Source organism: Microcoleus sp. OTE_8_concoct_300 (assembly GCF_031383065.1).
Lineage (GTDB): Bacteria > Cyanobacteriota > Cyanobacteriia > Cyanobacteriales > Microcoleaceae > Microcoleus.
In genome coordinates this window covers 40,981-52,229 of the sequence record NZ_JANMZH010000087.1, presented here as the reverse complement: position 1 = coordinate 52,229, position 11,249 = coordinate 40,981, and the positions used below count along the sequence as shown (strand labels likewise).

At 47.5% G+C, this 11,249-nt stretch carries 11 protein-coding genes; 6 read left to right on the top strand and 5 right to left on the bottom strand.

Annotation, left to right across the window (positions count from 1 at the left end):
- Positions 1-366: 366 nt before the first annotated feature.
- On the bottom strand, positions 367-1,602 hold the full coding sequence (locus ACUVJL_RS04350) for a vWA domain-containing protein (RefSeq protein ID WP_445244730.1): 1,236 nt from the start codon (positions 1,600-1,602) through the stop codon (positions 367-369).
- A gap of 72 nt (positions 1,603-1,674) precedes the next feature.
- On the opposite strand from ACUVJL_RS04350, the gene ACUVJL_RS04345 reads away from it, so the two are divergent.
- The 3 genes from ACUVJL_RS04345 to ACUVJL_RS04335 all read left to right on the top strand — a co-directional run bounded on the left by ACUVJL_RS04345 (position 1,675) and on the right by ACUVJL_RS04335 (position 3,914).
- Positions 1,675-2,334 (top strand): ATP-dependent Clp protease proteolytic subunit, encoded by a 660-nt coding sequence (locus tag ACUVJL_RS04345; protein WP_333440429.1) that lies wholly within the window; start codon positions 1,675-1,677, stop codon positions 2,332-2,334.
- Positions 2,335-2,563: 229 nt separating this feature from the next.
- Positions 2,564-3,157, top strand: coding sequence for an ATP-dependent Clp protease proteolytic subunit (locus tag ACUVJL_RS04340; protein WP_445244729.1), 594 nt, complete (start codon positions 2,564-2,566; stop codon positions 3,155-3,157).
- Positions 3,158-3,287: 130 nt separating this feature from the next.
- Positions 3,288-3,914 carry a DnaJ domain-containing protein gene (locus tag ACUVJL_RS04335; RefSeq protein WP_445244728.1) on the top strand — a complete coding sequence of 209 codons (627 nt, stop codon included), beginning with the start codon at positions 3,288-3,290 and terminating at the stop codon, positions 3,912-3,914.
- A 32-nt stretch (positions 3,915-3,946) separates the two neighbouring features.
- Here ACUVJL_RS04335 and ACUVJL_RS04330 read toward each other — a convergent pair whose 3' ends face one another.
- Together ACUVJL_RS04330 and ACUVJL_RS04325 are read right to left on the bottom strand one after the other, a co-directional pair.
- Positions 3,947-4,837 (bottom strand): protein kinase domain-containing protein, encoded by an 891-nt coding sequence (locus ACUVJL_RS04330; RefSeq protein ID WP_445244727.1) that lies wholly within the window; start codon positions 4,835-4,837, stop codon positions 3,947-3,949.
- Between the two features lie 461 nt (positions 4,838-5,298).
- On the bottom strand, positions 5,299-6,030 hold the full coding sequence (locus tag ACUVJL_RS04325) for a DUF7873 family protein (RefSeq protein ID WP_445244726.1): 732 nt from the start codon (positions 6,028-6,030) through the stop codon (positions 5,299-5,301).
- Positions 6,031-6,374: 344 nt separating this feature from the next.
- Here ACUVJL_RS04325 and ACUVJL_RS04320 point away from each other — a divergent pair, with 344 nt between their 5' ends.
- Positions 6,375-6,650 (top strand): hypothetical protein, encoded by a 276-nt coding sequence (locus ACUVJL_RS04320; RefSeq protein ID WP_445244725.1) that lies wholly within the window; start codon positions 6,375-6,377, stop codon positions 6,648-6,650.
- 3 nt (positions 6,651-6,653) lie between these two features.
- Here the strand turns inward: ACUVJL_RS04320 and ACUVJL_RS04315 are convergent, their stop codons facing one another.
- Entirely contained in the window at positions 6,654-7,547 is an 894-nt protein-coding gene (locus ACUVJL_RS04315; RefSeq protein WP_445244724.1) for an EI24 domain-containing protein, read from the bottom strand.
- 89 nt (positions 7,548-7,636) lie between these two features.
- Here ACUVJL_RS04315 and ACUVJL_RS04310 point away from each other — a divergent pair, with 89 nt between their 5' ends.
- Positions 7,637-8,428 carry a 2-phosphosulfolactate phosphatase family protein gene (locus ACUVJL_RS04310; RefSeq protein ID WP_445244723.1) on the top strand — a complete coding sequence of 264 codons (792 nt, stop codon included), beginning with the start codon at positions 7,637-7,639 and terminating at the stop codon, positions 8,426-8,428.
- 677 nt (positions 8,429-9,105) lie between these two features.
- Here ACUVJL_RS04310 and ACUVJL_RS04305 read toward each other — a convergent pair.
- Positions 9,106-10,491: a lipid-A-disaccharide synthase-related protein gene (locus ACUVJL_RS04305; RefSeq protein WP_445244722.1), complete on the bottom strand. Its 1,386-nt coding sequence runs from the start codon at positions 10,489-10,491 to the stop codon at positions 9,106-9,108.
- 163 nt (positions 10,492-10,654) lie between these two features.
- On the opposite strand from ACUVJL_RS04305, the gene ACUVJL_RS04300 reads away from it, so the two are divergent.
- On the top strand, positions 10,655-11,218 hold the full coding sequence (locus ACUVJL_RS04300; protein WP_445244721.1) for a Uma2 family endonuclease: 564 nt from the start codon (positions 10,655-10,657) through the stop codon (positions 11,216-11,218).
- The last annotated feature ends 31 nt before the right edge of the window (positions 11,219-11,249 follow it).

Genomic DNA, 11,249 nt, shown 5'->3' with positions numbered 1-11,249 from the left:
CAGCGACAGAGCAGGGGACTAGCTACGCATCCGCCCGGTGTCGTGACTCAAAAAACGTAGTCCGCGAAGGACTTAGGCCCGTCAGGATGGCTTTCTAGATTTCTCTTTCAAGCCTTATGCCTTTAGGCTAAGGTTCCTGACACAAGCACTCTTGATAGGTAATACAAACATTCTAAACGATCGAGCTTCTTGTCGCTCCACAGCTTGAAACAATCGGTCTACACTGAATCTCGCTTTTTGCAAGCGAGACTCAGAATATTGAAACCCGCCTGGGCGCGGGTTTCGTTTGTGTAGGATCGATTTCCGATCGCCGAATTGTTCGATCGCCCAATTTAAAATTATTTAAAACTTTAAATCACCGGATTACTACTTCAAAATAGTTTTAGAAGCAATGCGAGTTTTCTTGCGATCGGCTTCACTCAATTGTTCACCAGACTGCAAACGAGTAGCAGAAGTTTGCAGCACAGTTGCGGCACTTTTATCACCCATTTGCAGAGCAGTTTTAGCCGCCGTTTGCAGCATGGTGGCAGCACCGGCCCGATCGCCCTGTTGCAATCGGGTTTCTGCCAGTTGAGTTTGTCGGTACTTAGCCAAAGCTAAAATGTGCTGCTGCACCATCGGGTTAAGTGCCGGCTGATAAACTTTCAGGACATTAGCGAAAACTGCAACAGGATCCGAAAGCAAACTTTGACCGACACTCGGATCGTCGTAGCGAATTTGCAATTGCCCGATCGCCTGTGAACCTTCGGGCAACTGTCCAATATAAATATTAGCCAAAACTACTCGCTCTACATCCTTCATTAAATCTCCCAAGCGCACCATAAAGCGATCGCCCTCTTGCTGCACCGGTAATTCGATCGTATCTGGGGCTACTTGGGCGATCGGTTTGAGTTCGGCTAACCGCACTTTTGGCATCAGCGAAAATAGCAAATAAGCATTAGTCAAACCTACACCTTGGACGCGAGTAAACAGCTTGCCAAACTCATCAACCGCATCTTCCGGACGCTGAATGTGAGCCAGAGCACCGCCGCCAGCATCAGCAATCTTTTCCAAAATATCCTGGTTCCAGTTATCGCCAAATCCCAGAGAATTTAAAGTCATGTTATACTCGGCGGCCAGTTTAGCCAACTTCAAACAGCGGCTGTCGTCGCCGTGTTCGTTTTCGCCGTCAGTCAGCAGAAACGCCTGAGAGATAGTTTCTTTTTTGCCTTTACCCAACTGTTCAATACCTAACTTAATGCCCTCATCAATTGCTGTGCCGCCAGCCGGGCGCAATTGCTCAATTTGCCGTTTAATGCTAGCGGGGTCTTCCACAATTTGATTGGGGACGAGGACTTTGGCTTTGTGGTCGAAAGCCACCGCGCAAAAGCGATCCCCGGGCTTCAACCTGTCCAGCAACTGTCCGGCGGCTTGTTTGACGGTTTCCAAGGGGCGTCCGCCCATTGAGCCGCTGTGGTCGAGAATCAGGCACAGGTTTAAGGGTACGCTGGAGTCGATCTCCCTTGCGATCGCAGATACTGAAATTGCTAGCTGGCGCTGGGTTGAGGGCGCTGCAGCGTCAAGGTTAGGGTCGTTTAAAACCGGGAGCAAACTAACTTTCATGCGGGATACCTAAAGATTGCGTTAGTATTTCTTTAAGAATAGCTCCATCAGTTCAGGCAACATTTCGGTTATATGAACACACCAATTAAAGCTGTGCAATCGCCATACTACGGGGAAGGGAACTCTCGGACGCCACCTCCCGATTTGCCATCCCTGTTGCTGAAGGAGCGGATCGTTTATCTGGGTATGCCTCTGGTACCTGCGGTAACAGAACTGATTATCGCTGAACTGTTGTTCTTGCAGTACGAAGACCCAGATAAGCCGATCAAAATCTACATCAACTCGACCGGCACTTCTGGTTACAGTGGCGAACCCGTCGGCTTTGAAACGGAAGCCTTCGCTATCTGCGACACGATCAGGTACATTAAGCCGCCCGTGCACACTATTTGCCTCGGTTCGGCAATGGGCATGGCTGCGATGCTGTTAGCGGCTGGTACAAAAGGCTTTCGGGCGAGTTTGCCCCACGCTTCGATTGTATTGCACCAACCCAAGGCGTACACGCGGGGTCAAGCAAGCGACATTCAAATTCGGGCTAAGGAAGTGCTGGCAAATAAAGCGACGATGCTTGATATTTTTGCAAGCTGTACTGGCCAACCGATCGAAAAGATTACTAAAGATATGGATCGGTTGCTGTATCTGACGCCCCAGGAAGCTAAAGAATACGGTTTGATCGATCGCGTTCTTGAAAGTTCGGAAGAATTGCCGAAACCGCTGCCGGCTGGAGTCATCTAACTGGGAATGGGGAATAGGGAATGGGGAATGGGAAATGGGGAATGGGGAATGAGTAAGAATTAAGGGTTAATGGCTAGTAGTTTCTACCCTGATTAGTTATTCAATAGTCTTTTTATGACCAACAATGCCCGATGCCCGATGCCCAATGCCCAATGCCCAACGCCCAATGCCCAATGCCCAATGCCTAATTGCCCGACCACCAATTACCAACTAAACGGAGTTCCGAATTATGCCTATCGGTGTGCCAAAAGTTCCCTACAAAATGCCGGGGGGTTATGATACTCAGTGGATTAATATCTACGATCGCCTCTACCGGGAACGGATTATTTTCTTGGGCAGAGACGTTGACGATGAAATTGCCAATCAAATCATCGCTGTGATGCTCTATCTCGATTCGGAAGATTCAGGTAAGGATATTATTTTGTACATCAATTCCCCAGGCGGGATGGTGTCGGCAGGCATGGCTATTTTTGATACCATGCAGCACATTAAATCGGACGTGGTGACGATTTGTGTGGGCTTGGCTGCTTCGATGGGTTCTTTCCTGTTAGCTGCCGGTGCCAAGGGGAAACGGTTAGCTTTGCCTCACTCGCGAATCATGATTCACCAGCCTTCTGGGGGCACGCGGGGACAAGCAACGGATATTCAGATTGAGGCGAAAGAGATTCTGCGACTGCGGCACCAACTGAATAATATCTACGCTAAAAATACTGGCCAGCCGATCTCGAAAATCGAGAAGGACATGGATCGCGACTATTTCATGTCCGCTGAGGAAGCCAAGGAATACGGCTTGATTGACAGAGTGATCGAAGAGCGTCCGTAAGTTATTTTTTCGCTTCATTAGTGCGGGCAACCCTCGCACTACAACCTAGTTCGCAGTAAATTTTGGCAGAATCTTTACATTTAAGGATTCTGCCATATTTAATGGTACTATCAACGCTCATTCATGCTAAATGGATATTGCAGATTATTACCGACAGTTAGGACTGAGGTCTGGTGCGAGTTTATCGCAAGTTAAAGCCTCTTATCGGCAGTTAGCCAGACAGTATCACCCCGATGTGAATCCGGGAAACGAACAGGCTAAGAATAAGTTTATTGCTATTACTGAGGCTTATAAGTTCCTGGTGAATATTGCCCCCCCCGATGTTGCGGAGTCGAAAGTTGGCAATTCCACTGTGCCACCTACTTCGACACCCCCGGATCGGGGGGTGAAAGCTCAACCGCAGGCAGTTAAAGTGACTCGAAAAGAGCCGCCGGGGCAATTATCGGTAGATTTATCGGCGGCGGAAGAAAAGTTAAAGCAAGATGCTTATGTTGAGCTGCAGCAGTTGCTGAAATATCAGAGGTTCCCACGGGCGATCGCCTTAATTGAGGGTTTGGCACAGCGGATTCCCGAAGATTTGGAGGTGCGTCAGTGGCAGGCGATCGCCTATCAGCGCTGGGGACGGCATTTGATCGGAGAAAGGCAGGTTGATAAGGCAAGAATTTATTTGAAAAAGGCTGTGAAAACTGACCCTCACAATCGGGCTTTGTGGGCGGAAGTTGAGCGGGATTTTCGCAGGTTGGAACAGATTTATTGAAGCGATGTTGCGTCCCCCTTTTTCAGGGGGTTTCAGTCGTGAAATTTTAATTTTTCTAAAATAACTTGGGTATTTTCAGGTCGGTTTTCTGGTAGCGGTTCCATCAATTGGTCGATCGAGTTTATGAGTAACGGGTCAATATCTATAGCCTGGTTCCTCCAATTAATTTTACCAGTTTTTTCATTAACGGGAAAGTCGATCGGCTGTATGCCTGTTAATAAATGTACAAAAGTACGCCCCAGGGCAAAAAAGTCCGATCGCACGCCTGCCTTACCTAGAATTTGTTCCGGTGCGACGTATCCAGCAGAACCTATGGGTGCGGTATCTATCTCTGCTTCTGAGGCTGCCCCGAAGTCAATTAATCTCAATTTCCCATTGGCTTCAACCATCAGGTTGGATGGCTTAATATCCCGATGCACTACATGATATTTGTGGATTTCCTGCAAAATATGAAGCATTTGTTGCAGCCAATCCCGAGCTAGTTGTTGAGAAACGCACTGGTTTTTAGTTAAGAATTCAGTCAAGTTTTCTCCAGGAATTTTTTCCATTACCAAACAAGACAATTTCTGCCAGTTATTGGGTAGTTTAATTTGAAAATAACCGTCAGGTTCGACTTGGGGAACTAAGCCATTTCCCGCCAGCCAAATCAAAACTCGCGCTTCTTGCTTGAACAAGCGAACTAAATCTGGATTGTGGGTGTATTTCAAGACTTTTAAAACTTTGACAGTTCCCCATTCGTTTTCCCCTGTTCCCCAATCTTCGACTTCAAAGATGTCTGTGGGGCGTGCGGGATTGGGCGATCGCACTGGTTTAAGGATACGATAGCGATCGTCAATTAACAAAGCCGTACCGCAAGCCTGACAATTTTGAGCAGCAGCAGGATTTTGGCGTTGTTCGCATTGAGGATTGATGCAGTAAATCATCTGCCTTGATACGTCCAGGACTAACGGATTTAACGAATTTATTCAATTATTAGCATAAAACCCAGTAGTTCTGACCTTACTACTGGGTTTCTATTTACCGCCCATTTGGGCACGCTATCACATTTAAGTCAAGGATTTAAGATTAATAGCATCGCGCTCTACCGATTGAGCTACCCCCCTGTGTTTGGTAGAGGGGGCTGGATATGAGCCAGCAACCTCGATGATGTGATTTTTCCTGACATTCGTTTTAGCGATCGGCGGTGAATGCTGAGTTTAGAGTAATAACTTGCTGTTGAATTGTACGCAATGCTGCCTCTGCCAATTGGGCTACCCCCCTATTTTGGGTAGAAGGGACAGGACTCGAACCTGCACTATCACATTTGTACGGTTTAAGTTGAAGTTTGAGATTTAAGTTGTACTCTCTTTATATCTTAAACCATAACTATCTAAAAAGCAAGCAATCAGCGGAAAATAAATTGTAAAATTCGCTCTCCCACTCTCTGCTCCTCAACTTCAGAATTGTTAGCTTCTTCGCGGGCGAACATAACAGCTTGCTGCAATATTTCCACCCTTTGCAGCAACTCATTGATCCGCCGCGCCGGCAAAGCTCCAGAAAACTTCACAGTCCGCCAATAGCCGATCGTAATATCTTCGTAATAAACATCGACTTGAGCCGGATGGTGTTCGGTAGCTTCAGCTTTAACGTGATTGCGCGGAGTTTTAAAAGTCTTGAGAGTTTGCACCGGTTCTGTGGCCCAGCAGTCTGCCGAAGCATCGAAGTTCCAAGTCTCGGAAGCATCTAAGACGGGAAGTTTTTTGATGAATGCTTGCAAATCGACCAACTGCTTTTCAATGAATAGCAAATAGCTGACGGGAACTTGGCTCAAAAGGACGTTTCCGTCTACAATTACGTCAGCGCGGGCGCTACAATTTGTCCAATCTTTGGTTGCGGTTACGTCGAAGAGTTTGGTCAAAACTTCAGTAGTTTTGCGGATAATCTCTTCGGCTTTGACTTCAACTTTTTTGGATTCGGGCGGCAGTTGTTCGCCTTCTTCGTCTTTGGGACGGTAAGTGCGCGAGATTCCAGAAAGCACAGCGGGCTTCTGGAGTGCTTTTTGAGCTTCTGCTAGTTCTTGGATCGAGCGGCTTTTGATGCCTTTTTCGATCGCGATAATCTGATTTAAGCGTGCCATTGTTCGATGTTATTGACGCTGAACTCATATCAAGCCGGGTTAATACTGATAATCGAATTGTTTGTCCTGTGGCTTTTAGGGCTTTGAGGACTCTGGGTCCTCAGTACAAACCTCACGATCGTTCTTTAACCAGACTTGCTCTACTTGTAGTATTGCATACTTCAATCTAAATTACAATCTTTCTTTTGTAGGGGCGGTGCCCCTGTGCCCGCCGCTACCCATGCCCGCCGCTACAGTTACCCAGTCCGGGAAGAATGTCAATAGATGTCCAGCAATTTAGTTACAGTATCTCGCCCTTGGCGTGCCCCGGTTAATCAGATTCTTCGCAAACAAGGGCTAAATCAATGAACAAACAGCAAAACTCCGAAGTTTCAGCATTTTTCCCAATCCTCCAAAAAGGCATTTGGCTGTTTGGGATTCTCTCTTGGATATTCGGGCTGACAGATAGAAGTATTGCACTATTATCTGACGGATATTTGTCGGCGATCGATATTGTCCAGCTATTTACAGCTTCATTCTTCTTCCTTAGTTGGCTCTTTTTAAGCTTTTTTCTGGGTCTTAACTCCCAGAGTCAACCGAAGGGAGAAGGGATTGGGCAGAATGTAGAAGCATCTCCCTAGTTTTTAATTTGTGATGTTAGTTTCTCGATCGATACTTCTCTCTTCTGGGGCAAAGCGGACCGGCCAAATGCGATCGCAAAAAAACAAAGTTCCCGCCGTCACGCACAGCGGAATCGCCAACAGATTCAACAGGGGAATACTCACCAAACCCAAACAAACCACACCAAAACTCCCGCTGGCCGGCAAACTCGCCCAAATTATCTCCAATTTCTCCTGAAAAGGTCGCCTCCGCCTCTCCAAAGGTGCATCTAAGAAGTCCAAACAGACAATAGTCGCGCCCAAAGCTACGCCACCCAAACTGCTAAGAATAGAGCCGACGCCCGGGATAAAATTCAGCAGCAGCAGCGGTATGCCGATGCTCAACAAAATTTGTAGTTTTCGCAGTTCAAAGGCGATCGCCCTTTGAATATCCCGAAAACTACTGCGTAAATTCATTGGTGCTTCTGCGGGCAATTGACCGTTCCGCAGCAGTTCCAATTGTTCGGAAAGTTTGCCGTACCAGGGCGAACCTAAAATCACGCCAAACTGCACTAACAAAAATCCGATTATCAGCAAAAGTCCTGACACTAGGAGTACGCGCAGCAGCCAGCCGAAAGCGACTGTTAACACGCCGAGAAAGCTCAGCCAAGCTGGAAAACTCGCAATTATAGCATTAAATCGGACGGACAAATCGGCAACTAAAAGGTCTATGCCTGCTAAACTGGGAAATAGCAAGCTTAAATAAAGACCGATACCAATTATAAAATTTAGCCCTACGGGAACTAATACATAACTCCACAGCTTGGGAGTTTGCAAAATCAGGGTGAAAGCTCGAAAAGGATAGGTGAAACCTGCGAGGAGTCGAATTGGTGCGGTAATGGCGGCGGGGGCGGGGTTTGAATTTAGCTGTTTTGACATATTTTCTGCTTTTGAGGACTCGACTCTATTTTCTATTATCCACTTTCCATTATTATTGCTGATGAGGATTTATCGCAGGTGGCCCAAAAGTGAAGCTTTTTATTTACCATACCCCGGAACTTACGCCAGCCGACAATATGCCGGCTTGCGCGATCGCAGTTGATGTGCTGCGGGCGACTACGACAATGGCAACGGCCCTGAATAATGGGGCGGAAGCTGTCCAAGTTTTCAGCGACTTAGATAAGCTGATGGCCGAGAGCGAAAAATGGCCGGCAGATAAGCGGATTCGCGCTGGAGAGCGCGGCGGCGGCAAAGTTGAGGGATTTGACATGGGGAATTCCCCCTTCGACTGCACGCCAGAAAAGGTGACTGGGAAGCGAATTTTTATCAGCACAACTAACGGTACTCGGGCTCTGCAGCGAGTGCAAGCTGCTGCAACGGTGTTAACGGCGGCTTTGATTAACCGCAAATCTGTGGTGCAGTTTTTGTTAAATAAACAGCCGGAAACTATTTGGATTGTGGGTTCGGGTTGGGAAGGGAGTTATTCGTTGGAAGATACGGTTTGTGCTGGTGCGATCGCCCAAAGTCTCCTGGCAGAAAGCGGTATTCCTGCGAGCGAGTTTGCTGGTAACGATGAAGTATTTGCGGCTATTTCTCTTTACCTGCACTGGCAAGATCGGTTGCACGAATTGTTGGAAAAAGCCAGTCACGGCCAGCGCCTCCTCGGTTTAGGTGTTATTGAAGATTTAAAATATTGCGCGCAAACGGATACTTTAGATGTGCTGCCGGTGCAGCGAGAACCGGGAGTTTTGGTTAAGTCGGATTTTAAAATTCCTCAAGCTAATTTCTGGGTGCCATCTTCGGAAAAAACGGCGAATTAAAATTTTCGGCGATTGGTGTATTAGTAAGGTGCGCGCCTGCGTAGCGCACCCTACTCGAACAACCACATTGACACTCCCCTGCCTAAAGGCGAGGGGATTCTTAATTCAGCGACTGACCTTTAAGTGTTACGTCCTTTCGGCAATACTCAAACCTTTTAACCGTGGGAATTCCACCAATTAACGAGCCTGATTCGCAGCCACCCCAGAGGGTCTATCTCCAAAAGCTTACTAGGATACTGACCTAGAGTTTGGGTGTGCCCCACCCTACTTAACAAGACTAGAATAGTTTGTTTTTCTGGTTTTGAGACTGTGTTAAGCCTCTAGCTGTTTAAAGAGTTTTCGCCGCTCTTTGCCCCCCGGTTTATGCCTAAAAGTGTGTCTCATGTCCCGTTTCACGAGGGCAAAGGAGTTTAACCTCGACTATTGCAGTATACCACGATTACTGGAATTGCCAGAAGTTTTAGGAATAAATTAAAGCCGTCTTAAAAGGACGGGGTTTTAGACCCAACTCCTTTGATAAAATTGGTTTGCAGTATCGGAATGCAAGTCCTGATAAAAATCACAGGACTTGCATTCCGATACTGCATACAAGGCAAGTTAGTAGTTACTGAACAAGATTTTTTTTAAAGAAAGTAGAATTAAAGATATTCGGTAGGGAGATCGGTAATGTTGTGTTGCTAGTGTATGGGACGCAATTGAGAATTGCTGTGTTCACTGCCGAACCGCTGAATTAAACACTTGGCAATTCGGGCTGCTGCACCCGGTTCTCCCATGCGGCGCCAGCCATTTTCAGCGATTAGCTGCAATCTGTCGGGGTCGCGGAACAAAGACTGCATGGTGCCGGCAACTTCGGCGGGATGTTTGACTAAAATTAATGACGGGCCTAACAGGCGACTTTGAGCTTCTGCAAAAGCGGGAGTAAATTGCGGGCCGTTTCCGGGAATGGCGATCGCGGGTTTTCCTAAACCTACAAATTGTTCTGTAGCCGTTCCTGCCATTGCTATTGCTAAATCGGCTTCGTACAAACAATCGTTAAAACTTTGCTGAGTCAAAATCATCGTGGCGTTTCTCTGCACAAATGTCAAGGGCAATAGCAAATTAGGAGATTCTTTCCGCATTTCTTGATGACTAGAAACAGCAGGTCGCAAAATACTTCCTTCTCGCCGCTGCGTTCTAGTTTCGCCGTCTTGTCGCCAGCCGAAAAATTCTAAACTAGGTCGCAAAGCTTCTAAATTTAACTCCGGAGAAATGGCTCCGAAAAATAACAATTTGCGATCGGCAAACAGGGACAAAATTCCGGCTACAGCCTCTACTATTAGCAGCCAATTAGCATAGGCTTCCGGCGCTCTAGAACCGGGGAGTAAGGTGATGACGAGCGATCGCGACCTTTCCCGAAACTCTGCGTCAGGGCCGTAAAAACCCGCTGGGTTTTCCGGTTCGAGTCCGTCCATCATCGGATTTCCGAGATTATAAGCCGGAATCCCCAGCTTTTGTAAAGTCTCGGCGGTGAGCGCATCCCTGGCAAAAACGGCCCGACAGCGCTCACGAGTCATCAACCAGCGTTCCCAAGGGAAATAAACCGATCGCGACCAACTCCACCCCGCTCCTGCGCGGGATTTGCGAGCCAAAGGCCCGTCCTCGTCGCGCAAATAATACTCAGACTTTGCCGTACCGACAAAGGCATAGGGCGCGCCGCTGAGCCAAGCAAACAGCAGGGGTACAATATCCCCGCAGGCTAAAATAACGCCGTTTTGATTCCCAGACTGTTGTTGCGTCCGCACCCAAGCGCGGATGGCTTTAAACTGAGCTATGGTCAACTGAATCAGGCCGCCTTTGACATCGCGCAAAAATTCCCTTCTGTCCATGTAAATAAAGCCGCCAGAAGGCATCCGCTGCACCGGACCGATGATGCGGGCGTTTTCTAGTTGAGCAAAAGCTTGCCCTTCGCCCACTAGCGGAAACACGGCTAATTCTGGGGGATGCGGGTGCTGTTGCAGTTCCTGCAAGATGCGAAGGGCGATCGCATCTTCTCCGTGGCCGTTACTGAGGCAAAGTAATTTCAATCCCAACTCTCTCAAAAACTGTCTCTGAATATATAGAAGCAAGATTAGCCGCAAGATGCAAGGTGGTATAGCCGAAGGAAGAAGTAAGTGGAGCGCCGATCGCACGAGTTCGGGACTTTTTGGTAAAATAGCAGATGAAACTCTATTTTATAGGTAAAATTGGATGGTACAAACCCTGCCAAAATCTTTGACACTCCAAGAGTTTCTGAAGTTGCCAGAAACCCAACCAGCCAGGGAGTACATTGACGGTGAAATCATTCAAAAACCGAGGCCTCAAGGAGAACATAGTGTCATTCAAGGCGAGTTGACAAGCGCTGCTAATACTGCTCTCAAACCTCAAAAGGTGGCGCGAGCATTTCCAGAACTACGGTGCATTTTTGGCGGTCGAGCGATCGTTCCAGACGTGACTGTATTCACTTGGGAGCGCATTCCCCGTAAAGAAAATGGTGGTGTGGCAAATGTGTTTGCGATCGCCCCGGATTGGACAATTGAAATCCTCTCCCCCGACCAAAGCCAAACTAAAGTTACTAAAAATATTTTACATTGTCTCAAACACGGAACTCAAATGGGTTGGTTAATCGATCCAGAGGAGCGATCGGTTTTTGTATATCGGCCGACTCAATCAACGGAGGTGTTTGACGAACCGGAACAGTTATTGCCCATGCCATCTTTTGCCAGGGGATTGCAACTGACAGTAGGAGAATTATTTGGTTGGCTATTAGAGTGATATCATGTCCGATCGAGCGACCGGACATGAT